Consider the following 24214-nt stretch of genomic DNA (forward strand, 5'->3'; position numbering starts at 1 on the left):
CCGATCCGCCCCCGCGGGACGGGGGCGCATGCGGAAGGTAGCGTCTGGAGCAGCGCGTCGCCGCCGTACGCTCGATAAGCAGGACTGCAGGACCGCAGGACGCGACACAGACGACACCAGGGGAAGACACACTCCACATGCCGGACCGACGCCGCCACGCGGTTCACCGCCTCCCGCTGCCCGCCGCCTCCGGGGACACCCCATGGCAGACGCGCGTAGCCGCGCGGGAGCAGTGGGCGCAGCGGGAGCAGAAGGAACAGCGGGACGGGCAGGACGAGCGGGACAACAACCCCTTCGCCCCGCCGCCGGAGGACCGTCCTGACCGGCCCTGGCAGCCGCGCCGTCCCGAGGGGCAGGGCGAGGGCCAAGGTCAGGGTCAGGGTCAGGGCGGGAACGGTACGGACGAGTCCGGGCGCCCCGACCAGCCGCCGGCGTGGGGCAGCCAGTGGAGCAGCCGTCAGCCCGGCCGGCACGACGGCGGCTTCGGCGGCCCGCAGGGCGGCGGCCCGGGCCCCTCGAACGGCCAGGGCGGCGGCCCCCGTTGGGACCCCTCCGACCCCGCCCAGCGGCGTGCGCGCTACGCGCTGCTCGCCGGCATGTGGGGGTTCTTCTTCGCCCTGTTCAGCATCCCGGAGGTGGCCCTGCTGCTGGGCGCCCTCTCCGTCTACTGGGGTGCCAGCTCGCTGCGGGCCAAGGCGAAGGTGAAGGCGAAGCCGCGCGACGCCAAGACCCCGGCACCGCAGCCGGGCGGCTTCCGCCCGCAGGTGACGGCGGCGGTCAGCGGACTGGTCATGGGCGGACTGGCGCTGGCGATCGTGGTGTCCACGTTCGGCTTCCAGCTGGTCTACCGCGACTACTACACATGCGTCGACGACGCCCTGACGCAGGCCTCGCGCCAGTCCTGCGAGACGCACCTGCCCAAGCAGCTCCGGCCGCTGCTGACCGCGGAGGACTGAGCCTCAGGCAGTTCCTCAGGCTGTCTTCTGCCTCAGGCCGTCCTCTGGGGGTCGTGTGGATCCTGGGGTTCGAAGTCCGGCACGAGACCGCCGCCCGAGTCCTTGAGCGCGGCCCAGCGCTCCTGCCGGGCGGCGTGCCAGTCGGTGCCGGTGGACTCCTGGCTGTCGGTCACGTGACTGACGGTCGCGTGGCTGTCGGTCACCTGGCTGTCAGTCGCGTGGCGGTCGGTCGTGGCAGCGGCGGGCTGGGGCCGCGGCACCGCCGCGTGCCGGGCCCGCCCGGCGGTCCTCCGCGCTCCGCGCCGTGCCGCGCGCCGCGCCTTGCGGGTCTCCCTCGACAGCTGCCACCAGCGGCGCCTGCGGCGCGGCGGTGCGGCCTGGCCGTCGGCGCCGAGCACGGCTCCGTGCACGGGGAGGACGGGCAGGACGTCGGCCTCGGGGGGCGGCGGGGCCGGTTCCGCGGGCTTCTCGGGTGCGGGGGGCGGCTCTTCGTTTTCGTTCATGGCGGCCTCGCTCGGCTCCTCCGTCACGCCTGGCCCCTCCGTCATGCCTGGCTCCTCCGCCGCGCTCGACTCCCCCATCACGCTCGATTCCTCCGTCGTGCTCGGCTTCTCCGTCGTGCTCGGCTCCTCCGTCGTGCTCGGCTCCTCCGTCGTGCTCGGCTTCTCCGCCGCGAACCCCAGCCAGCGGGCGAACCCCCACCACCATGACCGGCGTTGCACGCCCGCGGGCTTCGGGGCCGGTGCGGCGGCCGGCGCCTTGGCCGGAACATCCAGGCCCAGCGCGATGCCCGTACGGCGCCACCATCCCCCGGTCCGTCCACCGTCCTCGCGCGCCGCCACGCGCAGTTCGGCACGGCGCCGCCAGCGGACGATCACGGCACCCGGTACGCCGATGGTCACCGTCCAGGCGAGGCACGCCACCGCCACGTACTGCCACGGCGGGCCGAAGCGGGCGAGCGTGACCCGGCCCAGCGGGCCGGACGCCCCGTAGGCGAGCAGGGTGACCATCGCGGCGCACAGCAGCGCGGCGAGAAAAGCGATCGCGGCCACCTCGCGTTTCCCCGCCCGCGCGGGATCGCGCGGCACCGCCGCGCGCGCGACCGCGACGCCCACGCCCACCGACAGCACCACGGCACCCACCATCGCCAGCGGGCTCGCCGCGCCCTCCAGCGGCAGGGCGGCCAGCAGCGGGAAGCGCGGCAGTACGGGCCGGGTGACCGACCCCAGCCGGGGCACCGGCACCGGGGCGACGATGCTGCCCGCTCCGACCGTGAAGCCCGGGCCCAGCCCGTACGCCGCCGCCCAGACGATGGCGTTGGGCAGCAACGCCAGGCTCAGCAGTACCACCGCGACCCGGCCGGACCAGCCCGACGCCAGCTGTGTGACGGCCTCCTGCGCCGCATCGGCGTGCGCGGCCAGGGAGATGGCCAGCAGCAGCGCCCCGCCGCCGAGGAGTACGGACGTACCCGCCGCCCCGGCCCGTACCACCGCGGCGAGGTGGGGGCGCGTGAACCAGCCCCGTACGCTCCCGGGCACCATGCGGACGTAGCGCTGGACGGGCGGGGGCGGCGTCCACGCCGGGCAGCCCGCCGACATCCACACCCCGGCGCCGGCGGACGCGGCGGCGACGAGCGGCAGGTTCAGCAGGGCGCTGAGCGGCTCGACGCGCAACGGCCCGGACGAGGCGTAGAGCACGGCGGCGACGCTCACCAGCAGGTAGCCGCCGAGGAGCGCGGTGAAGGCGGTGCGGGGCGCGAGCGGCGGGACGGGCGGGTCCTCCTCCGTCCTCAAGTCCAGGGCGGCCAGCAGGAATTCGGTGTCGTCCTCCGGGTTGTCGTCCGGGGCGTCGTCCGCGTTCCTGTCCGGGTCCTTGTCCGAGTCCGTGTCCGGGTCGGTGTCGGTGTCGGTCAGCAACGGCACCTGGCGGGCGGCGCGGTAGAACAGCACGCAGGGGATCGCGGTGAACAGCAGCGGCGTCAGCCCCATCGGCGCGGGCATCCCGGAGGCGGTCTCGGTCCGTACGAGATCGGCGCCGTGCGCCAGCAGCCAGAGGTCGGTGGCGATGTGCAGCGCCCCGGCAGGCCCGCTGTCGGGGTACGGCGACACGATCCACAGCGCCAGGACGGCCGTGGCGAAGACCCCGAGCCCCAGGCCCGCGGCGACCGCCCCGCCGAAGAACGCCGTGCTCGCCGCGGAGGGCCCCCGGGCCGCGGACCGGGGGTACGAGGGCAGCGAGGGGTCGCTGTGAACAGCTGGGGTCACGAGGGCCATGCTGCCAACAACGCGCCTTTCGGGCGGGTAGCGACAAATGACCGTCGTGTCGCGTTCAGGGCGTTCAGAACGCCCGACGATACGGGCGTGGGCCCGCACCCCTCACGGGATACGGGCCCACGCCGTGGAGCGTATGAGGCTCAGGCGCCCAGCGCGGCACGCGCGAGGCGGGCCGTCTCGGACGGGGTCTTGCCGACCTTGACGCCGGCGGCCTCGAGGGCCTCCTTCTTGGCCTGCGCGGTGCCGGACGAACCGGACACGATCGCACCGGCGTGGCCCATCGTCTTGCCCTCGGGCGCGGTGAAGCCCGCCACATAGCCGACGACCGGCTTGGTGACGTTGGCCTTGATGAAGTCCGCGGCCCGCTCCTCGGCGTCGCCACCGATCTCGCCGATCATGACGATCAGCTCGGTCTCGGGGTCGGCCTCGAACGCGGCGAGCGCGTCGATGTGCGTGGTGCCGATGACCGGGTCGCCACCGATGCCCACGGCCGAGGAGAAGCCGATGTCACGCAGCTCGTACATCATCTGGTAGGTCAGCGTGCCGGACTTGGACACGAGACCGATGCGGCCGGGCTTGGTGATGTCGCCCGGGATGATGCCGGCGTTGGACTGGCCCGGGGTGATCAGACCGGGGCAGTTGGGGCCGATGATGCGGGTCTTGTTGCCCTTCGACTGGGCGTACGCCCAGAAGGCGGCCGAGTCGTGGACCGCGATGCCCTCGGTGATCACGACGGCCAGGCCGATGCCCGCGTCGATCGCCTCGACGACGGCGGCCTTGGCGAAGGCCGGCGGCACGAAGACGACGGAGACGTCGGCGCCGGTCTTCTCCATCGCCTCGGCGACGGAGCCGAAGACGGGCACGGAGGTGCCGTCGAAGTCGACGTCGGTGCCCGCCTTGCGCGGGTTCACGCCGCCGACGATGTTGGTGCCGTCACCGAGCATGAGGCGGGTGTGCTTCATGCCCGTGGCACCGGTCATCCCCTGGACGATGACCTTGCTGTCCTTGGTGAGGAAGATAGCCATGGTGTGAAGTCCTGTCCCTTACTTGGCGGCGGCCAGCTCGGCGGCCTTGTCGGCCGCGCCGTCCATGGTGTCCACGCGCTGCACCAGCGGGTGGTTGGCGTCGGACAGGATCTTGCGACCCAGCTCCGCGTTGTTGCCGTCCAGGCGCACGACCAGCGGCTTGTTGACCTCTTCGCCCTTGGCCTTGAGCAGCTCCAGGGCCTGGACGATGCCCTTGGCGACCTCGTCGCACGCGGTGATGCCACCGAAGACGTTGACGAAGACGGACTTGACGTCCGGGTCGCCGAGGATGATCTCGAGACCGTTGGCCATGACCTCGGCGGAGGCGCCGCCGCCGATGTCGAGGAAGTTGGCCGGCTTGACGTTGCCGTGGTTCTCACCGGCGTAGGCGACGACGTCGAGGGTGCTCATGACGAGACCCGCGCCGTTGCCGATGATGCCGACCTCGCCGTCGAGCTTGACGTAGTTGAGGCCCTTGGCCTTGGCCGCGGCCTCGAGGGGGTTGGCCGCCGCCTTGTCCTCGAGCTCCGCGTGGCCCGGCTGACGGAAGTCGGCGTTCTCGTCGAGCGAGACCTTGCCGTCGAGGGCGATGACGCGACCGTCGGCGACCTTGGCGAGCGGGTTGACCTCGACGAGGAGGGCGTCCTCCTTGATGAAGGTCTTCCACAGGGTCACGAGGACCTCGGCGACCTGCTCGGCGACCTCGGCCGGGAACTTCGCCTGGGCGACGATCTCGCGGGCCTTCTCGATGGAGACGCCCTCGTTGGCGTTGACCGGGACCTTCGCGAGCTTCTCGGGGGTCGTGGCGGCGACCTCCTCGATGTCCATGCCGCCGGCGACCGACGCCATGGCCAGGAAGGTGCGGTTGGTCCGGTCGAGGAGGTACGAGACGTAGTACTCCTCGGCGATCTCCGGAGCGGTCTCGGCAATCATGACCTTGTGGACCGTGTGGCCCTTGATGTCCATGCCGAGGATGTCCGTCGCGCGGGCGACGGCCTCGTCCGGGGTGCCGGCCAGCTTCACGCCGCCGGCCTTGCCGCGGCCGCCGACCTTCACCTGAGCCTTGACGACCGAACGGCCGCCCAGACGCTCAGTGGCCTCGCGCGCCGCCTCAGGCGTGTCGATGACTTCACCGGCCAGCACCGGTACACCGTGCTTGGCGAAGAGGTCCCTCGCCTGGTACTCGAACAGGTCCACGCGCGTCCGTCCCTTTTCCTGGATATCGCGGTTCGTTATCTGCGCGGGCGTGCCGCAGGGCAGCGTGAGGACGCGATCTGTAACGAGGGCGGCACACGTTCACCGTTGACGCGGCATGTCCGTCTCGCAGGTTAACCCCGGTGACCGGAGGTCCCTAAATCGCAGATCACACTCCGGCCGTGATTACGCTCACAGAAGGCGACCGGGTGAGCACTCGGTCCGTACACGCAAGGGTGGGGCCGCGCCGTCATATGGCCGTATCGGTAGCGGTATCCGGCAAGGGAATCGACTGTTTCCCGAGGGCCGCCGCCATCACGTCGGGGAACCGGTCGGGGGTGCAGGCGAAGGCGGGAGTGCCCAGGGCGGCGAGCGCCGCGGCGTTCTCCCGGTCGTAGGCGGGGGCGCCTTCGTCGGAGAGCGCGAGCAGCGTCACGAACCGCACTCCGGCCGCCGTCATCGCGGCGACCCGCCGCAGCATCTCGTCGCGTATCCCGCCCTCGTAGAGGTCGCTGATGAGGACGACGACCGTCTCGGCGGGCCGGGTGATGCGGGACTGGCAATAGGAAAGGGCGCGGTTGATATCGGTGCCGCCGCCGAGCCGGGTGCCGAACAGGACGTCCACCGGATCCGCGAGCTGGTCGGTGAGGTCCACGACGGCGGTGTCGAAGACGACGAGCCGGGTGTCGAGGGCACGCATCGACGCCATGACCGCGCCGAAGACCGAGGCGTACACGACGGAGGCGGCCATCGACCCGGACTGGTCGATACAGAGGATCACCTCCTTCTTCAGCGACCGTGCGGCCCGGCCGTGACCGATGAGCCGCTCGGGCACGACGGTGCGGTGCTCGGGCAGGTAGTGCTTGAGGTTGGCGCGGATGGTGCGGTGCCAGTCGATGTCGTGGTGCCGGGGACGGGTGGTGCGCACGGAGCGGTCGAGGGCTCCGGTGAGCGTGGTGCGCGTGCGGGACGCCAGGCGCTGCTCCAGGTCCTGGACGACCTTGCGGACGACCGCCCGGGCAGTGGCCCTGGTGGCCTCGGGCATCGCCTTGCCGAGCGACAGCAGGGTGCCGACGAGGTGCACATCCGGCTCCACGGCCTCGAGCAGTTCGGGCTCGAGGAGCAGGGCGGACAGGCCGAGCCGGTCGATCGCGTCGCGCTGCATCACCTGAACGACGGACTTCGGAAAGTACGTCCTGATGTCCCCCAGCCAGCGGGCGATCCGGGGCGCGGACGCGCCGAGCCCCGCCCCGCGCCGGCCGTCGCCCCCTTCGGGCGGCCGGGAGCCGTAGAGCGCTTCGAGGGTCCGGTCCATGGCGGCGTCGGTCCCGGCGAGCTCGCACCCGGTGCCGTCACCGCCGTCCTCGCTGTCCTCGCTGTCCTCGCCGCCGAGCACGAGCCGCCAGCGCCGCAGCCGCTCGGCCGCGGGGTCCGCGCCGGACGCCGCCGTCACAGCCGTGGTCATCATGCTGCTCCTCCTCTTGCTGCTCTTGCTGTCGGTGTCTTCGTCTTCTCGTCGAGTTCTGCGGGGTCGAGTTCTGCGGGATCGATGCCGAGCAGGAGGCACATCGTCGGCAGGACCGCCGCTGCCCGCTCCGCGTCCAGTTCCTCGCCGCCGGCTCCCGCTCCGGACCGGGCGGCCGTGCCGCCTCTGCGGATCAACTCGCCCAGCGCGCGCCGCACTCCGGGCTCGTACGCCGAGAAGGTGCGGCGCAGCAGGGGCAGGACGTCCGTGAACGCATCGGCCGGCACTCCGGTGAGCCAGGTGTCGACGAGGCCGAGCAGCCGGTCGTCGTGGACGAGGAGCATGCCGCCGGAGCCTCCACCACCGCCTACGAACCCTTCGATCCAGGCGGCCGCTTCGGCCGGTGCCCTGCCCGGCGAGAGGGCGAGCTCCATGAGCCGGGCGGCGCGTTCCTCGGACAGGCGGTCCTCGTCGAGCAGTTGCCGGGCGGCCCGTCCGCGTATCTCCCCCGGCAGGCCCTCGCGGTCGGTGAGGACGGTCAGCACCGCGGCCCAGCGGTCGCGTATGCCGGGGGCGTGTATATCGGGGGCGTCCAGCAGCGCGATCGCCCGGTGCACGGCGTCCAGGTGGTCTCTCATCTCCGCGGCGGCGTCGCGGTCGAGGGCGACGCAGGCGGCGGGCAGTCCGACGAAGATGCGCTCGGCGATGCCCGCTGCCACTGCCCCGAGGGCACCAGTGTCCGTGCCGCGGACGTCGCCGTAGCGCACGGACCGGACGAGGGCGGGCAGGGCCTGGGCGAGTTGCGTCACGTCCGCGTCGAGGGCGGCGCGGTCGGCCAGCGCGCGCATGACGGCGGGGAGGGCCTCGGGCAGCCCGGCGAGCAGGCACTGCTCGGCCAGGGTGGTGACCTCGGCGAGGGAGGCGGACTTGCGGGCTCCGGCGGCGGCCTTCGCGGCCGCCGCGGCGTGGACCGTCGTGCCCCAGACACCGGATTCGGCGACTCTCACGGCGAGTTCGGGTTCCCAGCACAGGCGCCAGGTCTCACGGAAGGTGCCGAGCCCTTCGCGCGAGCGCACTGGCGCGCCCCAGTCGATGCCGAGCAGCCGGAGCTGGTGCAACAGCCTGCTGCGGGCTGCGTCGATCTCCTTGCGCAGGTCGAACTCGGCTTCACGCTCAGTCGGTTCGGGCTTGAGTCGCAGGCTGCGCTGCAACCGTGTCAGGTCGCGCCGCAGGGGCGTGGCGGGCGCGGCATCCGGCACCTCGCCGAGCGCGTCGCCGATGACGAGCCGGTCGCGGACGAGCGCGAGCGGGACGTCGGACCCCTCGCACATCACCGCCCTTACGGCGTCGGTGGTTTCGGCGAGCCCGGGAAGGGGACGGCGGCGCAGGGCGGCGAGGGTGTCGGCGAGCCGTGCGGCTTCGATGACGTGGGCGGAGGACACCGGATACCCCTCGCCGCGCAGCAGCCGGGCGACAGCGGTCATCCAGCGCTCGACGGGACGGTCCGGGGCGCCGAAGAGGTGCCCGTACCAGCCCGGGGAGGGGATCCCGGCCCCGTATCCGCTGCGGCGGGCGAGGCGGCGGTGGGTCCAAGGCACCCAGCACATCTCGGACTTGACCTTGGGCAGCCCCTTGAGCAGCTGCCGGTCGGCGGTGGCGGTCCGCTGCGCGGCGAGAGCCGGTACGTGCCAGGCGCCGCAGACGACGGCCACCGAGTCGCCGAACTCTCGGCAGGCTTCGCGGAGTTTGAGGCGCATGTGTGCCTCGCGCACCGCGTCCTCGCCGTCATCACACCCGTCGGCGTGCGTGGCCCGCAGCTCTCCCATGGCGTCGGCGACGGCCTGGAACGGGGCGAGTGCGTCACCCTCCGGGCGGTCGGCGGCGCGGTGCTCGACGACGTCTTCCCACCAGCGCTCGGGATGGTCGTGCCCGGCGGCCTCCGCGAGCTCCGCCAGGGGGTCGGGGCGCGGGGCCTGCCCGGCCGGCTCCGCCCATCTCCCGCCCCAGGCGAGCGATACGGCCGCGGGCAGGTCGATGAAGCGCACCGCCGCACCGTGCGCCAGGGCCCACCGGATGGCCACCCACTCCGGGGAGAACTCGGCGAGCGGCCAGAAGGCGGCACGGCCGGGATCGTCGGCGACATGTGCGAGCAGGGCGACGGGCGGGCGCATCCCTTCGTCAGCGGCGAGGTGGACGATCGCATCCGCCTCGGGCGGCCCCTCGATCAGCACGGCGCTCGGCCCGCACCGGTCGAGCGCGGCCCGCACGGCCCGCGCGGATCCCGGCCCGTGGTGCCGCACGCCCAGCAGGGCGGGCATGACGGCGTTCATCATGACGGCGTTCATGCGGTCACCTCGCGGCAAGCGCGATAGAAGTCCTGCCAGCCGGCCCGCTCGCGGACGACGGTCTCCAGATACTCCTGCCAGACGGTGCGGTCGGCCGCCGGGTCGCGGACGACCGCACCGTGGATCCCGGCGGCCACGTCCCCCGCGCGCAGTATGCCGTCGCCGAAGTGGGCCGCCAGCGCCAGCCCGCCCGTGACGACGGAGATCGCCTCGGCCGTCGAGAGCGTGCCCGACGGGGACTTGAGCTTGGTGCGCCCGTCCTCGGTGATACCACCGCGCAGTTCGCGGAAGACGGTGACGACGCGCCGGATCTCGTCGACTCCGTCGGGTGCGGCGGGCAGTTCGAGGGAGCGGCCGAGCTGATCGACTCGGCGGACCACGATGTCGACCTCGTCCTCCGCGGTGGCGGGCAACGGGAGGACGACCGTGTTGAACCTGCGGCGCAGCGCGCTGGAGAGCTCGTTGACGCCGCGGTCGCGGTCGTTGGCGGTGGCGATGAGGTTGAAGCCGCGCACGGCCTGGACCTCGTCGCCGAGTTCGGGGATGGGCAGGGTCTTCTCGGACAGGACGGTGATGAGGCTGTCCTGGACGTCGGCGGGGATGCGGGTCAGCTCCTCGACCCGCGCCGTCATGCCCTGGGCCATGGCGCGCATGACGGGGCTGGGCACGAGCGCCTCGCGCCCGGGGCCGTGGGCCAGCAGGCGGGCGTAGTCCCAGCCGTAGCGGACGGCCTCCTCCGCGGTGCCCGCCGTGCCCTGCACCAGCAGGGTCGAGTCGCCGCTGACGGCTGCGGCCAGGTGCTCGGACACCCAGGTCTTGGCCGTGCCGGGCACGCCGAGCAGCAGCAGCGCCCGGTCGGTGGCGAGCGTGGCGACGGCGACCTCGACGACGCGGCGCGGGCCCACGTACTTCGGTGTGATGACGCCGCCGTCGGGCAGGGTGCCGCCGAGCAGATAGGTGGCGACCGCCCAGGGCGACAGCTTCCAGCGCTCGGGGCGCGGGCGGTCGTCGGCGGCCGCGAGGGCCTTCAGCTCCTCGGCGAAGGCGTCCTCGGCGTGCGGTCGCAGAGCCTCGGGACTCAGGATTCCGGATACGGTCACAACTCCCCCTCGTCGCACGTTCCGTGATGTGCCACCAACTCTGCACCGCCCCACTGACAATCGCTTCGACCTGCGGTTTCACTCCGCCGAAGGCCGATTGTCAGTGGGGTGTCCTAGCTTCGAGTCATGAATCCGCAGGGGGAACTCCGGACGCCGGAGCACGTGCTCGCACTGGCTCCTGACGAGGTGTCACGCAAGGCCGGGAGCAGATTCTCCGCGCCCGGGGCGTGGTCGGGCGCGGGTGCACGCGGGGATGTGGTGTGGGGCCTGTGCGCGGGCAGCGGCGTGGAGCCGTACCAGGTCGTCGCCGACCTGTCCGGCGCCGACGGGCCCGGCTTCCACTGCACCTGCCCGAGCAGGAAGATCCCGTGCAAGCACGTGCTGGGCCTGTTGCTGCTGTGGACATCGGGCCCTGAAGCCGTTCCGGAAGGGGCCGTTGCGCCGGACTGGGCCGATGCGTGGCTGAAGCGGCGGCGAGCCGCCCGGGAATCCCGCCCGCACCCCAAGGCCACGACAGTGGGCGACGCGCAGGCGGCGCGCCGCCGCGCGGAGCGGCGGGCCCAGCGCGTCGCCATGGGCGCCGCAGAGTTGGAGCAGCGGCTCGTGGATCTCATGCGGGGCGGGCTCGCGGCGCCGGAGGCCACCGCGGACGGGCAGTGGGAGGAGGCGGCTGCCCGCATGGTCGACGCCCAGGCGCCCGGACTCGCGTCGCGCGTACGTGAGTTGGCGTCGGCCCGGCACTCCGGCGCGGAGCGGGCCTCGCGCCTGCTGGAGGAGTGCTCGCTGCTGCACACCCTCAACCAGGGGTGCCTGCACTCCGACCGGCTGCCGGAACCCCTCGCCGCGACGGTGCGCGCCCGGGTCGGCACCGCCCCGGACGCGGCAGGCCTGCTGGCCTCCGCCACACCCGTCCGCGACCACTGGCAGGTGCTGGCCCAACAGGACGGTGACGACGGCCGGTTGACCACTCGCCGCATCTGGCTCCGCGGCCGGGCCACGGGCCGCATGGCGCTGCTCCTCTCGTACGGAGCGGGCGGCCGGGCACCCGATCTGTCCCTGCCGGTCGGCCTCGCCCTGGAGGCCGACCTGGTCTTCCACCCGTCGGCCCGGCCGCTGCGCGCCGCGCTCGGCACCCGCCACGGGGCGCCCGAACCCTGTCCGGCGCCGCCGGGCGGCGATGTCGCGGCGGCCCTCCACGCGTATGGCGAGGCGCTGAGCGGGGATCCCTGGCTGGACGCCTGGCCCGTAGTTCTGGAAGCGGTGATCCCGGTGCCGGACACGGGGAGCGGATGGCAACTGGCCGACGGCGAGGGCGAGTCGGCGCTCCCGGTCGACAGGCGATGCGAGGAGGGAGCGGGCCTGTGGCGGCTCGCGGCGATATCCGGCGGCCGGCCGGTGACCGTATTCGGCGAGTACGGCCACCGCGGCTTCACGCCCCTGGCGGCGTGGAGCCCCGAGCCGGCCGCGCTCTGACACCCGCGACACCACCCGTTCCACGGCCGATGGGAGACACGCACATGCACGCCACCTGGGAGGAGCTCGTCACCGCCGCCCTGCTGGGCACCGCCCGGCGCCCGGCGCCGGTCCCGTCCCGCCCCGGGCAGGAACCGGCCCTGGCACTGCTGGACGCGGCGGCACTGCACACCGTGCGACGGCGGGCAGCCGCCCTGCCGGTCACCGCCCGGGCCCGGCCCGCGCCCGCACCGGAGGATCCACGCCCTCCCCTGCCGGAAGCCGCCCGGCAGCGCCTGGAGCGGCTGCTCGCCGACCGGACGGGGCCCGGCGCGGGCCGGCGCGGTGCCGCGCCCGACCTCGTCGAGCTGTTGCCGCAGTGGCTGACCGCCGCGAACCGGTACGGCTACCGGGCGCCGGACGTCCTGTTGCCCGCCCTGCTCGATGCCGCCCGGGCGCGCAGCGATCTGCGGCAGGAGGCCCTCGTCCTCGGCGGCCCGCGGGCGCTGTGGCTCGCCCGTCTCAACCCGCAGTGGGCATACGTGCTGCGCGCCTGCCCTGCGGAGTGGGCGGCCGTCGCGCCCGGCGCGGGTGCCGAGGCCGAACAGCGCGTCTGGCGGGAGGGGTTGTTCGCCGAGCGCGCCGCTGTCCTGGGGGCCGTCCGGCGCCGTGACCCGGCCGCCGCCCGCGAACTGCTGGCCGATACCTGGGCGAACGAACGGGCGGAGGACCGGCTGATGTTCCTGGACTCCCTGCGCGAGGAGCTCTCCCCCGCGGACGAGCCGTTCCTCGAACAGGCCCTGTCCGACCGCAGCCGCAATGTGCGGGCCACGGCCGCCGAACTCCTCACCGCGCTCCCGGACTCCGCGCTCTCGGCCCGGATGACGCAGCGGGCCCGCGCCTGCGTCGCCGTGGACCGTACGTGCCGCGCGGAACCGATCGTCGTGGTCGAGGCGCCCCATGAGTGCGACAGCGGCATGCGGCGGGACGGCATCACCGCCAGACCGCCGTCCGGGCGGGGCACGCGGTCGTGGTGGCTGAGCCAGGTGGTGGAGGCGACGCCGCCGTCCGTCTGGCCCGCGCGCCTCGGGGTGGCGGGCGCCGCCGAGGCCGTCGCCCTGCCGGTCGCCGACGGCTGGCAGCCGGATCTGCACGCGGCCTGGTGCCGAGCCGCGGTCCGGTTGCGGGACGCGGAGTGGGCCAGGGCCCTGCTGGGCCCGGCCGCCACGCCCCCCGACCCGGCGGGCTCGTCCTGGCGGGATCCGGCGAGACTGCTGACCGCGCTCCCGGCCGGTGAACGGGCGGCGTGGGTCGCCGAGTTCATCGCCACGCACGGGCTCTCCGAAGCCTTCCGGCTCATCGGGGTGTGCGAGGTGCCCTGGGCGGAGCCGCTGGGCAGAGCCGTCGTGGACGCCCTCGACATCGCGCGGGAGGCCGGGGGCTATCCCTGGAGCTTCAGCGGGGTGATGGGCCTGGCGGAGCGCTGCCTGGACCCGGCGCAGGCCGGCCGGCTGGAGGCCCTCGTCGGCCTCCCGGACGAGCCCGGAGACGCAGCGGACACAGCCTGCCCGCCCGGTGCCCTCGGCTACTGGACGGAGGCGTTCCAGCGCCTCGTCGGCACCCTGCGGCTGCGGGCCGCCATGCGGGCGGAGCTGGCGCCATGACCCGCACCGCACGCCCGGCGGCCGTCACCCCGCGAAGGTCAGGCCCCGGCCGTCTGCCGCACGTTGGCCCTGACCCACTCCACGATCGAGGCCGTCGTGGCGCCGGGGGTGAAGATCTCAGCGACCCCCTTCTCCTTGAGCGGGGGAATGTCCGCCTCGGGGATGATGCCGCCGCCGAATACCTTGATGTCCTCCGCGTCGCGCTCCCGCAGCAGCTCGAGCACCCTGGCGAAGAGGGTGTTGTGCGCACCGGAGAGGATCGACAGGCCAATGGCGTCGGCGTCCTCCTGGATCGCGGTGCCCACGATCTGCTCCGGCGTCTGGTGGAGTCCGGTGTAGATGACCTCCATACCGGCGTCGCGCAGCGCACGCGCGATGACCTTCGCACCGCGATCGTGTCCGTCGAGCCCCGGCTTGGCCACCACCACACGGATCGGACCGGTCACGCCCATCACTGCCTCCAGGTGCGCCTGCTGCCGGCGGGCCGCGGGGATCCCCCCTCGCCCGGCGGGCCGGGGGTGTCGAACGATGGTGTCTCCAGCATCCCGCAACCCGCCGTTTCGCGAAGGAGGGCGAGGGGGAAATCACACGTGGGACACCACGTTCACTACGCGCCGTTCCCGTCTCCCCGCGTCTCGCCCAGGCCGCCGCCGCAGTGCCCCTGGCACATGGCCGCACCGTACGCAGCCGCCGGACCGCGGGTCGGCCGCGAGGAGAGCCGCCACGAGACCCCTGCACGCCCGCACCGCCCCACCGGGGCGGCCACCGGGCCAGGTGTCGTGCGCACCACCCGGGAGGTCGGCCATGGGGGCCTTGCCCGCTGTTTCCACCGTCGCACTTCCCTCACGTGCGCTGGTGCGGTCCACCGTGCTGGAGCTGGCGATCCTGACCGGCCACGCACTGCTCTACCCGACCGGCATCGCCCAGGAGCGCGGACCGGCTCCCTCCGTCCCCTGCGCGGAGAGCGGCGGGCCCAGGCCCGTCCTCCTGCTCCACGGCTTCATCGACAACCGCTCGGTCTTCGCCCTGCTCCGCCGCTCGCTCCGCCGGCACGGCTGGCCCCAGGTGACGTCCCTCAACTACTCGCCGCTCACCTGCGACATCCGCACCACCGCCGTTCTCCTGGGCCGCCATGTGGAGGCGCTTTGCGCACATACCGGCCGGCAGCACATCGATGTCGTCGGGCACAGCCTGGGCGGCCTGATCGCGCGGTACTACGCACAACGGCTCGGCGGGGACACCCGGGTCCGCACTCTGGTCACCCTCGGCACTCCGCACCACGGCACCCGGGTGGCACCCCTGATGTCCGCGCACCCTCTCGTCCGGCAGATGCGCCCGGATTCCGACGTCATCAAAGAGCTGGCCGAACCGGCACCCCATTGCGGCACGCGGTTCATCAGCTTCTGGAGCGACCTCGACCAGATCATGGTGCCCGCCGAGACCGCCTGTCTCGATCACCCGGATCTGCTGGCGTGCAACGTGAGAGTCAGCGGCGTGGGGCACCTCGCGCTCCCCGTGCACGGTGCGGTCGCGGCGGCCGTCCGGCAGGCGCTGACCATGGCGGACGAGGCGTTCGGCGGCACGGGAGCGGTCTCGGTCGCCTGACCCGGCCCCGGATCCGTCCCCACCCGTCCTCTCCCCCGCCCTCTCCCTCAGCCCGACAAATGTCGGACATTTTTCGAACACCAAGGCGACTCAAGGGGATTCAGTCCACCGAAAGGCGGCCAATTGCCCAGGTGTCAATGATTCAAAACGTGAGGAAGATTGTGGGCGTCGCATACCGCCGGGTACAGTCGCCGCTACTTCTCCTGCTCCCAAGGCGAAATGGAAGTGGTGGTGAACGACCGTCACCCGTCGGCGGGCCCGGCCCCGACCGTTCCCGCTCCCGATGCCGCGTATGGGTACTACACCTCGTACGAGCAGCAGATCGCCGCATACGGCCACACCGGATACGAGACCCACGGCCACGACACCGGCCAGTGGGACACCACCGGACAGTGGAACACCTCCGGCCAGACCCAGTTCTGGGACCTCGGCGCCTACAACGCCCCTCAGCAGACCGGCCAGTGGGACACCTCGGACACCTCCGGCCAATGGGACGGCACCGCCTGGGGGCAGCCCGCGCAGGACGCCTGGAACACCCAGGCCACACAGACCTGGGACACCTCGGGGCAGGGGCACGCCTGGCACACCACCGGCTGGACGGGCGAGGCCGGCGGGCAGACGCAGACCTGGGACACCAGCGCGTACGCCACCGTGAGCGAGCCCGCTCCCCCGCACGACCCCACGCTCATGGCCGCCTTCCCGGAGCCGGACGCCGCCACGCCGGACGCGTCGGGTTGGACCCCGGCCCCGGCTCCGGCCCCGGATGAAGCGGAGGCGCAGTCCGTCGCCGCGTTCGACACCCGGACCATGGAAGCGGTCCTCATCCCGCCCCAGCCCGGCGAGCCCGACCCGTTGCCGGACGACCGCTCCTCCGAGCTCCGCCACGGCCGCAACCGCCGCAAGGGCGCCACCGCACGCGAGGGTTACCGCCCGCGCCGCAAGGCACTGCTCACCGTCGCCGTGCCCTCGGTCGCGGTGATGGGCGTGGCGGGCATCGCCGCGGCGTCCGTCGCCTCCAGCACCCAGCACGACACCTCGCGCACCCAGGCGACCGCGGCCCTCGACCCCTCGGCCGTGCCGCCCTCGGCGGCCAACAGCAAGCTGGACACCCAGCTCGCCGGGCTCAGCAAGGGAGCCGACGACTTCGCCAGCCGCGCCAGCCGCACCCAGGAACGGCTCGACCTGAAGGCGCGCCAGGAGGAGGAGCGCAAGCGCAAGGCGGAGGAAGCGGCCCGCAAGGAGGCCGCGCGGCCCAAGTTCGTCCTCCCCGTCGCCCAGCACGGCCTGAGCGCCTACTTCGGCCAGGCGGGCGTCAACTGGATGTCGGTGCACACCGGCATCGACTTCCCCGTCAGCTACGGCACCCCCGTCATGGCCGCCACGGACGGCACCGTCCGCACCCAGTACAACGTGGCCTACGGCAACATGGCCATAGTGACCGCACCCGACGGGACCGAGACCTGGTACTGCCACCTCAGCAACTACCAGATGCACTCCGGGCCGGTCAAAGCCGGTGATGTCATTGCCTACTCGGGCAACTCCGGCAACTCGACCGGACCGCACCTGCACTTCGAGGTACGGCCCGGCGGCTCCGCCGTCGACCCGTTGCCGTGGCTGCGCGGCCACGACCTCGACCCGACCTGACGGCCCTGCCCCTTCTCGGGCCTACAGCTTCTCGACCGGCGCGTAACGCAGCAGCAGCCGCTTCGGCTTCTCCTGGCCGAAGTCGACCGTCGCCTCGGCGTTGTCGCCGCTGCCCTTGACCGCGACGACCGTGCCGAGCCCGAACGAGTCGTGCGTGACCCGGTCGCCGATGGCCAGGGAGACCACCGGACGGTCCTTCGTACGGCGCGTCGCGAAGCCGCTCGGCCCGGCCTTGCCGCCGCCGGACCGCGCGGACGGGAAACCGCCGGACGTGAGGCCGGACATCGACGCCGACGGCGTCGCGGGCCCGGTGCGGCGCCAGTCCACGTACTGCCCGGGGATCTCCTCCAGGAACCGCGACGGCGGGTTGTAGGAGGGCTGGCCCCAGGCGCTGCGCATGCTCGACCGGGTCAGATACAGGCGCTCACGGGCCCGGGTGATGCCCACGTACGCGAGCCGCCGCTCCTCCTCCAGCTCCTTGACGTTGCCGAGGGCCCGCTGGTGCGGGAAGACGCCGTCCTCCATGCCGGTGAGGAAGACGACCGGGAACTCCAGGCCCTTGGCCGTGTGCAGCGTCATCAGGGTGATGACGCCGGCGCCCTCGTCGTCCTCGTCGGGGATCTGGTCGGAGTCGGCGACGAGGGCGACCTTCTCGAGGAAGTCGGCCAGCGTGCCCGGCTCCTCCTCCGTACGCTCCTGCTCGAACTCCAGGGCCACGGCGGCGAGTTCCTGGAGGTTCTCGATGCGGGTCTCGTCCTGCGGGTCGGTGGAGGCCTGGAGCTCGGCGAGATAGCCCGTGCGCTCCAGGACCGCCTCGAGCACGGTCGCGGGCCCGGCGCCCGACTCGACGATCGTGCGCAGCTCCTCCATCAGCACGTTGAAGCGCTTGACCGCGTTCGCCGAGCGGGCCGCCATGCCGTAGGCGTCGTCCACCCGCCGCAGCGCCTGCGAGAAGCTGATCTTCTCGCGCAGCGCCAGTGCGTCGATCATGGCCTCGGCGCGCTCGCCGATGCCGCGCTTGGGCACGTTGAGGATGCGGCGCAGCGGGACGGTGTCCTCGGGGTTGGCGAGCACCCGCAGATACGCGAGCACATCGCGGACCTCCTTGCGCTCGTAGAAGCGCACGCCGCCGACGACCTTGTAGGGCAGCCCGACCCGGATGAAGATCTCTTCGAAGACACGGGACTGGGCGTTGGTCCGGTAGAAGACCGCGACGTCACCCGACTTGGCGTCCCCGGCGTCCGTGAGGCGGTCGATCTCGTCGGCGACGAACTGGGCCTCGTCGTGCTCGGTGTCGGCCACGTATCCGGTGATGGTCGCGCCGGCGCCGGCCTGTGTCCACAGGTTCTTGGCACGGCGGTTCTGGTTGCGCTCGATGACCGCGTTGGCGGCGCTGAGGATCGTCTGCGTGGAGCGGTAGTTCTGCTCGAGCAGGATCGTGGTGGCGTCGGGGTAGTCCTCCTCGAACTGGAGGATGTTGCGGATGGTGGCGCCGCGGAAGGCGTAGATGCTCTGGTCCGCGTCACCGACGACGCACAGCTCGCCGGGCTCCTCGCCGGTGCCCACCAGTTCGCGCACGAGCGTGTACTGCGCGTGGTTGGTGTCCTGGTACTCGTCGACCAGCACGTGCCGGAAGCGGCGGCGGTAGTGCTCGGCCACGTCCGGGAAGGCCTGCAGGAGGTGGACCGTGGTCATGATGATGTCGTCGAAGTCGAGGGCGTTGGCCTCGCGCAGGCGCGACTGGTACATCACGTACGCCTCGGCGAGCGTCTTCTCGAAACCGTCGGCGGCCTGGGCGGCGAAGGCCTCTTCGTCGATGAGCTCGTTCTTGAGGTTGGAGATCTTCGCGCTGAACGACTTCGGCGGGAACTTCTTCGGGTCGAGGTCCAGGTCGCGGCAGACGAGGGCCATGAGCCGCTTCGAGTCGGACGCGTCGTAGATCGAGAAGGAGGACGTGAAGCCCAGCTTCTTGCTCTCCCGGCGCAGGATCCGCACGCACGCGCTGTGGAAGGTCATCACCCACATCGCGTTGGCGCGCGGGCCGACGAGCTGCTCGACGCGCTCCTTCATCTCGCCGGCGGCCTTGTTGGTGAAGGTGATCGCGAGGATCTGGCCGGGGTGGACCCCCTGTGTGCCCAGCAGGTGGGCGATGCGGTGCGTGAGCACCCGCGTCTTGCCGGACCCCGCGCCCGCCACGATGAGCAGCGGCGAGCCGGAGTGCACCACGGCGGCCCGCTGCTGGTCGTTGAGCCCTTCCAGCAGCGCGGCCGGGTCCACGACGGGGCGGGCGGCGCCGTCGCGGTAATACGCCTCCCTGGGCACGGGGGCGTCGAAAGCACCCCCGAAGAGGTCGTGCGGCACCGGCTCCGGAGCCGCGTCCTCCGGGGGCGGCGGGGTCTCCTCGTCCGAGGGGGCGAGGTCCGCCAGGAAGCTGTCGTCAAAGAGGCTGCTCATCGTTGTCCGAGTCTAGGCGCCACCGCCGACAGCCGGCCCTGGTCCGGACAGACGTGATTACGTCCACAGCACCGCGATGAAGATGTTGGTCGTGGTGAGGGCGCCCACCGTGCCGAAAGCGGAGGTCTCGACCCGCGTCTCGTCGCGCTTGACGTACACCAGGCCCAGGATCACGACGAGCAGCGCCAGCTTCACGCTGATCTTGAGGGTGTTGATCGCGTTGCCCTCGGCCTGGTTGAGTCCGACCAGTGCCACACCGGTGACCAGCATGGTCAGCGCGCCGTACAGCATGGCGGGGACCATGCGGGCCTCGCCCGTGCGCATGGCCTTCAGCTGGGTCAGGAAGCCGCCGAGCAGGGCGGCGATGCCGACGATGTGCAGACCGATGACGGCGTTGATGAGTACGTCCATGGCAACCGACCCTAGTAGGCCATACCACCCACTTGTCGCGATGTAGGGCATTTTCCCTCACTCGATCAAGCGCGGACGGGGTTCCTTCCATACAGGCCGGAAGCACAGCTTCCGTCGGTCAAGTCACCGCCGATTCCAGAAATTAACGGTCATGCGCGTTACCGCGCGACCCCGCGGTTTAGCGTCCTGCCCCAGACGGCGGTGGTCCTCCCTCTCCCCCCTCGTACGGGCCACCGCCGGCCAGGACTTGCGCCGGACCGGAAGGAAGTGACGGCCACCGTGGCGTCGCACCGAAAGCCCAAGCAGCACCCGCTCGTCGGCGGCACCGCCCGGACGGCGGCCACCCTGGCCCTGGCCGGCGCCGCCACCGCCACCGTCCTCGAGGGCAGCGGCCACGCCGCGCCCGCGCAGAGCCCCGACCAGGTGAAGGCCGAGATCTCGCGCTACTACCAGCAGGCCGAGGCGGCGACCGAGCGGTACGACGGGGTGCGGGAGAAGGCCGACCGGGCCCGCTCGGCACTGGACCGGCTGCAGGACGAGGCGGCCCGCAAGACCGAGCGCCTCAACTCCGCCCGCAACGCCCTCGGGTCCTTCGCCGCCGCCCAGTACCGCGACGGCGGCATTCCGGCGACGGTGCGGCTCCTGCTCTCCTCGACGCCGCAGCGCTTCCTGGACCAGGCCTCGCTGGCCGACCGCGCGGGCGGCCGGCAGGCGGAGGCGGTCGACCTGGTGCGACACGAGCTGCGGGACGTCCAGCAGGTCCGTACGACCGCCGAGGGCAAGCTCGAGGAGCTCGGGCGGGAGCAGGACGCGCTCGCCCGCGACAAGCGCACCATCGAGTCCAAGCTGGCGGCGGCCAAGCAGCTGCTGGCCCGGCTGCCGGCCGCCGACCGGGACGCGGTCGAGAGCGGTGACTCCGGCGCGGCCGCCGCCCCGGCGGCCGCGCAGCCCGCCCGCCCGGCGGCCGATGCCACCGCCCAGGCACCGTCGTCCCGGGCCTCGCAGGCGGTCGCCTTCGCCTACTCCGCGCTCGGCAAGCCCTATGTGTGGGGCGCCACCGGGCCGTCCGCCTACGACTGCTCGGGGCTGGCGCAGGCGGCCTGGCAGGCGGCGGGCGTGTCACTGCCCCGCACCACCTACACCCAGATCAACGCGGGACACCGGATCGGCCGGGACCAGCTCGCGCCCGGGGACCTGGTGTTCTTCTACTCCGGCATCAGCCACGTCGGGATCTACGTCGGCGACGGGCAGATGATCCACGCCCCGCATCCGGGCGCCCCGGTGCGCCTGGCACCGGTCGACTCCATGCCCTTCGCGGGCGCCTCGCGGCCCGACTAGGCACACGCTCCGGTGCCCGCTCGGTACGTCAGTACGTGACCTGCTGCGTCAGCCAGCGGAAGACGTCCGGGATCTGCGTCTTCCACACGGAGGTGCGGTGCCCGCCCGCGCCGTCCGGGATCTTCTCCACGCGGACGGTCGTCGGCACCTTCGCGATCTTCTTGATCGCCATGCCGCCGAGGTAACCGTCGCGCTCCTGGCCGGAGATGAACAGCGCCACCTTGGGCGGGGTCTTGGCCCGCGCGAGCATCTTCAGCGGGTTGTTCTCGTCGCGCAGCTGAGGGGACTTGGCGGTGAGCGAGACGCGCTCGCCGATGGGGTCGTTGTAGCCGGACAGGCTCACACCGGCGCGGTAGCGGTCGGGGTGGGCGATGGCCAGCTTGGCCGCGCAGTGGGCACCGGCGGAGTAGCCGGCCACGGCCCAGCCGTCGGGCTTCTCGGCCACGCGGAAGTTGTCGACGACCATCTTGCGGACGTCGAAGCTGAGCCAGGTGTCGGCGTTGACCGTGCCCGGGATGTTGGCGCAGCCGGTGTCGACGCCATTGGCCAGGAGGGTGGTGCGGGGGGCGACGATGATGAACGGCGCGACCTCGCCCTGCTCCATCATCGGCTTGAGCTGGGTGTTGACGTTCAGGCTGCCGAACCAGGCCTTGGCCGAGCCGGGGAAGCCGGGCAGCACCTCGACCACCGGGAACTTCTTGTCCTTGAACTTGGGGTCGTTGTACTGCGGGGGAAGCCAGACATAGACCTCGCCCTCGACCCCGGAGAGCTGACCCTTGAGCTTGGTCTGCTGGACGCCCTCGCCCATGCGAGGGTCGGAGACGGGCTTGAAGTCCGCCTTGACCTTCGGCAGGTCCTTGAGGTGCTTGCCGCCGGTGCCGTCCGCGCCGAGGTCGGCGGCGGCCTTGACGTGGTCGCCGGTGCCGAGGAGGTCGTCCCAGTTGTCGTAGAGACCGTTGGCGTTGTTGACGGCCACGAAGACCATGGCTATCGCCGTCACCTGGGCGAACAGCAGCATGACGAACCGGGCCACATGCCGCAGCACTCTGGGTCCGCCGACTTTGGACCACAATGCGAGCGGCAGTATCAGGGCGACCACGGTCAAAACGATCGTGGTCAGGAAAAAGGGCGTCCCCGTCAGGCTCATCGGGCTCTCGTCTCCGGATTGTCGGGCCCGGACAGGGCCGCGGCCCTGCGTTGTCGAGAGCCTTTCGTTCTGTAGATTCGCCTGTTTAGACGGTGAAGCGGCCGTAAAGGTTCCCTTCGCGGCCCCCCGATCGGTCAGATCAGACGGCGGGCCGTCGCCCAGCGCGTCAGCTCGTGGCGATTGGAGAGCTGGAGCTTGCGCAGCACCGCCGAGACGTGCGACTCCACCGTCTTCACGGAGATGAAGAGCTGCTTGGCGATCTCCTTGTAGGCATAGCCCCGGGCGATCAGGCGCAGGACCTCGCGCTCACGCTGGGTGAGACGGTCGAGATCCTCGTCGACGGGCGGGGCGTCCGTGGAGGCGAAGGCATCGAGGACGAAGCCCGCCAGGCGCGGGGAGAAGACGGCGTCGCCCTCCCTGACCCGGAAGATCGCGTCGATGAGGTCGGTGCCGGTGATGGTCTTGGTCACATAGCCGCGGGCGCCGCCCCGGATGACACCGATCACGTCCTCGGCGGCATCGGACACGGACAGGGCGAGGAAGCGGACGGGCGCCTCGGCGGCACCCGACAGCGCGGCGCAGCGGCGCAGCACCTCCACCCCGCCGCCGCCGGGCAGGTGGACGTCCAGCAGGACGACCTCCGGACGGGTCGCGGTGATCACGGAGACCGCCTGGTCGACGTCGGCCGCCTCCCCGACGACCTCGACGCCCGTGCGGTCCGTGGCCCCGATCTCGGCCTGCACTCCGGTGCGGAACATCCGGTGGTCGTCGACCAGCACGACCCGTACCCGGCGCTCCGTGGACTCGATCATCGACCCGTTCGTCATGACTCCTGCTCCGCCCTCTCCATCTCCAGCTCCACCTCGGTGCCCCCGTCGGGCACGGATCGCAGCCGCGCCGTGCCTCCGTTGCGCTGCATCCTGCCGATGATCGACTCGCGGACGCCCATCCGGTCGTCGGGCACCGCGTCGAGATCGAAGCCGGGCCCCCGGTCGCGCACGGAGATGAAGACCGTACGCCCCTCGACCTCGGCGTAGACCTGGACGGCGCCGCCGTCGCCACCGTACTTGGCCGCGTTGACCATGGCTTCACGGGCGGCCTGCAGCTGGGCCCGCAGCCGCTCGTCGAGCGGGCAGTCGCCGACCACGACGACCTCGATCGGCACCCCGTGGTAGTCCTCGACCTCGGCGGCGGCCGCCCTGACGGCCTCCGCCAGGGTCTCGGGTTCCTCCGCCTCGTCCTTGCCCCGGCCCTCCGGGTTGTAGAGCCAGGCGCGCAGCTCCCGCTCCTGGGCCCGGGCCAGGCGGGCCACCTCGCGGGAGTCCTCGGCGTTGCGCTGGATGAGCGTGAGGGTGTGCAGGACGGAGTCGTGGACGTGGGCGGCGACCTCGGCCCGCTCCTGGGCGCGGATGCGCATCGTCCGCTCGGCGGAGAGGTCCTGGGTCATCCGCACCACCGAGGGGCCCGCCAGCAGGGCTATGCCGACCAGGACGGCGAGGGATGCCTGGAGCACCGTGCCCAGGTGCTGCGCCGAGCCCTGGAGGACGACGATGCCCGTCACGCCGACGCCGACCAGGACGACGCCGGCCGCGCCGCGCGCGAGCGGCAGGACGCGCTTGCGGCGGCTGACCTCCATCCAGTGGGCGCGGCGGGCGTTGTCGGCCTGGCGCCAGACGAGGGCGACGCCTGCCCCTATCAGGATCAGGGGCCACACATAGACGTTCGCCCGGCCGAGGTGGAGGCGGTCGAGGAGGATCGCGGCGCCGACGATCAGCGCGAGGAGCGCGAAGACCTGGCCCCGGTCGGGCTTGCGGGCGAAGAGGGGTCTGCCCGCGCCCTCGCCCTCCGCCGCGCGCGGCGCCTCGACCCCGCCGACGCCGAGCGGCACGACGAACCAGAACACCGCGTACAGCAGGGCGCCGATGCCCTGGGCCATGAGCAGCGCCAGGAACACGAGCCGCACCCACGACACGGGCACGCCGAGGTGACCGGCGAGGCCGCGCGCGACGCCGCCGAGCATCCGCCCCTCGGCGCTGCGGTAGAGCTTGCGCACGGGGGTGTGGTCGGTGGCGGGCGGCGGCGCGAATGCGGCGCCGGCCCGGGGCTGCGTCGTCGGTGCGCCGGTCATGCGTCGATCGTCA

General features: G+C 72.5%; 18 protein-coding genes. 6 read left to right on the top strand and 12 right to left on the bottom strand.

Annotated features, from left to right (window positions below; translation table 11 throughout):
• Nucleotides 1–137 precede the first annotated feature (137 nt).
• A complete protein-coding gene (locus tag ACV530_RS17605) occupies nt 138–956 on the top strand; it encodes a hypothetical protein (protein ID WP_494333443.1) in 819 nt (272 codons plus the stop codon).
• A 32-nt stretch (nt 957–988) separates the two neighbouring features.
• On the opposite strand, the gene ACV530_RS17610 is transcribed toward ACV530_RS17605, so the two are convergent.
• From ACV530_RS17610 to ACV530_RS17635, 6 genes are all read right to left on the bottom strand, one after another.
• Nucleotides 989–3220, bottom strand: a complete 2232-nt coding sequence (locus ACV530_RS17610) for a cell division protein PerM (RefSeq protein WP_494333444.1) — start codon at nt 3218–3220, stop codon at nt 989–991.
• Between the two features lie 149 nt (nt 3221–3369).
• Entirely contained in the window at nt 3370–4254 is an 885-nt protein-coding gene (gene sucD / locus ACV530_RS17615; protein WP_494333445.1) for a succinate--CoA ligase subunit alpha, read from the bottom strand.
• An 18-nt stretch (nt 4255–4272) separates the two neighbouring features.
• A complete protein-coding gene (gene sucC, locus ACV530_RS17620) occupies nt 4273–5451 on the bottom strand; it encodes an ADP-forming succinate--CoA ligase subunit beta (RefSeq protein WP_494333446.1) in 1179 nt (392 codons plus the stop codon).
• Between the two features lie 247 nt (nt 5452–5698).
• Nucleotides 5699–6913 (bottom strand): vWA domain-containing protein, encoded by a 1215-nt coding sequence (locus ACV530_RS17625; protein WP_494333475.1) that lies wholly within the window; start codon nt 6911–6913, stop codon nt 5699–5701.
• The gene (locus ACV530_RS17630; protein ID WP_494333447.1) at nt 6913–9258 is read right to left on the bottom strand and encodes a DUF5682 family protein; all 2346 of its coding nucleotides are present in this window, start codon (nt 9256–9258) and stop codon (nt 6913–6915) included. Before ACV530_RS17630 ends, ACV530_RS17625 begins: the two co-directional genes overlap by 1 nt.
• Nucleotides 9255–10358: an ATP-binding protein gene (locus tag ACV530_RS17635; protein ID WP_494333448.1), complete on the bottom strand. Its 1104-nt coding sequence runs from the start codon at nt 10356–10358 to the stop codon at nt 9255–9257. The genes ACV530_RS17630 and ACV530_RS17635 overlap by 4 nt, the downstream gene beginning before the upstream one ends.
• Nucleotides 10359–10484: 126 nt before the next feature.
• Between ACV530_RS17635 and ACV530_RS17640 the strand changes: the two genes are divergently transcribed.
• Nucleotides 10485–11831: an SWIM zinc finger family protein gene (locus ACV530_RS17640; protein WP_494333449.1), complete on the top strand. Its 1347-nt coding sequence runs from the start codon at nt 10485–10487 to the stop codon at nt 11829–11831.
• Between the two features lie 44 nt (nt 11832–11875).
• Nucleotides 11876–13474: a DUF5691 domain-containing protein gene (locus tag ACV530_RS17645; protein WP_494333450.1), complete on the top strand. Its 1599-nt coding sequence runs from the start codon at nt 11876–11878 to the stop codon at nt 13472–13474.
• Nucleotides 13475–13512: 38 nt separating this feature from the next.
• Here ACV530_RS17645 and icmB read toward each other — a convergent pair whose 3' ends face one another.
• Entirely contained in the window at nt 13513–13926 is a 414-nt protein-coding gene (icmB, locus tag ACV530_RS17650; RefSeq protein ID WP_494333451.1) for a coenzyme B12-dependent isobutyryl CoA mutase small subunit, read from the bottom strand.
• 352 nt (nt 13927–14278) lie between these two features.
• On the opposite strand from icmB, the gene ACV530_RS17655 reads away from it, so the two are divergent.
• Both ACV530_RS17655 and ACV530_RS17660 read left to right on the top strand, forming a co-directional pair.
• Nucleotides 14279–15079: an esterase/lipase family protein gene (locus ACV530_RS17655; protein WP_494333452.1), complete on the top strand. Its 801-nt coding sequence runs from the start codon at nt 14279–14281 to the stop codon at nt 15077–15079.
• 231 nt (nt 15080–15310) lie between these two features.
• Complete coding sequence (locus ACV530_RS17660; protein WP_494333453.1) at nt 15311–16723, top strand: M23 family metallopeptidase; 1413 nt, start codon at nt 15311–15313, stop codon at nt 16721–16723.
• Nucleotides 16724–16744: 21 nt separating this feature from the next.
• Here ACV530_RS17660 and pcrA read toward each other — a convergent pair whose 3' ends face one another.
• Entirely contained in the window at nt 16745–19177 is a 2433-nt protein-coding gene (gene pcrA, locus ACV530_RS17665) for a DNA helicase PcrA (protein WP_494333454.1), read from the bottom strand.
• A 57-nt stretch (nt 19178–19234) separates the two neighbouring features.
• Entirely contained in the window at nt 19235–19588 is a 354-nt protein-coding gene (locus tag ACV530_RS17670; RefSeq protein WP_494333455.1) for a hypothetical protein, read from the bottom strand.
• 279 nt (nt 19589–19867) lie between these two features.
• Between ACV530_RS17670 and ACV530_RS17675 the strand changes: the two genes are divergently transcribed.
• Nucleotides 19868–20926: a C40 family peptidase gene (locus ACV530_RS17675; protein WP_494333456.1), complete on the top strand. Its 1059-nt coding sequence runs from the start codon at nt 19868–19870 to the stop codon at nt 20924–20926.
• Nucleotides 20927–20954: 28 nt separating this feature from the next.
• Here ACV530_RS17675 and ACV530_RS17680 read toward each other — a convergent pair whose 3' ends face one another.
• The 3 genes from ACV530_RS17680 to ACV530_RS17690 form a co-directional block, all read right to left on the bottom strand.
• On the bottom strand, nt 20955–22073 hold the full coding sequence (locus ACV530_RS17680; RefSeq protein ID WP_494333457.1) for an alpha/beta hydrolase: 1119 nt from the start codon (nt 22071–22073) through the stop codon (nt 20955–20957).
• 134 nt (nt 22074–22207) lie between these two features.
• Nucleotides 22208–22900, bottom strand: a complete 693-nt coding sequence (locus ACV530_RS17685; RefSeq protein ID WP_494333458.1) for a LuxR C-terminal-related transcriptional regulator — start codon at nt 22898–22900, stop codon at nt 22208–22210.
• On the bottom strand, nt 22897–24201 hold the full coding sequence (locus tag ACV530_RS17690) for a PspC domain-containing protein (protein ID WP_494333459.1): 1305 nt from the start codon (nt 24199–24201) through the stop codon (nt 22897–22899). The genes ACV530_RS17685 and ACV530_RS17690 overlap by 4 nt, the downstream gene beginning before the upstream one ends.
• Nucleotides 24202–24214 lie beyond the last annotated feature (13 nt).

The sequence above is a fragment of the Streptomyces sp. SX-6 genome, assembly GCF_059089585.1.

Excerpts from the sequence above, each read along its gene's own strand:
- ACV530_RS17605 (WP_494333443.1), top strand. The coding sequence starts at position 138 with ATGCCGGACCGACGCCGCCACGCGGTTCACCGCCTCCCGCTGCCCGCC.
- sucD (WP_494333445.1), bottom strand. The coding sequence starts at position 4,254 with ATGGCTATCTTCCTCACCAAGGACAGCAAGGTCATCGTCCAGGGGATG.
- ACV530_RS17625 (WP_494333475.1), bottom strand. The coding sequence starts at position 6,913 with ATGACCACGGCTGTGACGGCGGCGTCCGGCGCGGACCCCGCGGCCGAG.
- ACV530_RS17630 (WP_494333447.1), bottom strand. The coding sequence starts at position 9,258 with ATGAACGCCGTCATGATGAACGCCGTCATGCCCGCCCTGCTGGGCGTG.
- ACV530_RS17640 (WP_494333449.1), top strand. The coding sequence starts at position 10,485 with ATGAATCCGCAGGGGGAACTCCGGACGCCGGAGCACGTGCTCGCACTG.
- ACV530_RS17645 (WP_494333450.1), top strand. The coding sequence starts at position 11,876 with ATGCACGCCACCTGGGAGGAGCTCGTCACCGCCGCCCTGCTGGGCACC.
- icmB (WP_494333451.1), bottom strand. The coding sequence starts at position 13,926 with ATGGGCGTGACCGGTCCGATCCGTGTGGTGGTGGCCAAGCCGGGGCTC.
- ACV530_RS17655 (WP_494333452.1), top strand. The coding sequence starts at position 14,279 with ATGGGGGCCTTGCCCGCTGTTTCCACCGTCGCACTTCCCTCACGTGCG.
- pcrA (WP_494333454.1), bottom strand. The coding sequence starts at position 19,177 with ATGAGCAGCCTCTTTGACGACAGCTTCCTGGCGGACCTCGCCCCCTCG.
- ACV530_RS17670 (WP_494333455.1), bottom strand. The coding sequence starts at position 19,588 with ATGGACGTACTCATCAACGCCGTCATCGGTCTGCACATCGTCGGCATC.
- ACV530_RS17680 (WP_494333457.1), bottom strand. The coding sequence starts at position 22,073 with ATGAGCCTGACGGGGACGCCCTTTTTCCTGACCACGATCGTTTTGACC.
- ACV530_RS17685 (WP_494333458.1), bottom strand. The coding sequence starts at position 22,900 with ATGACGAACGGGTCGATGATCGAGTCCACGGAGCGCCGGGTACGGGTC.
- ACV530_RS17690 (WP_494333459.1), bottom strand. The coding sequence starts at position 24,201 with ATGACCGGCGCACCGACGACGCAGCCCCGGGCCGGCGCCGCATTCGCG.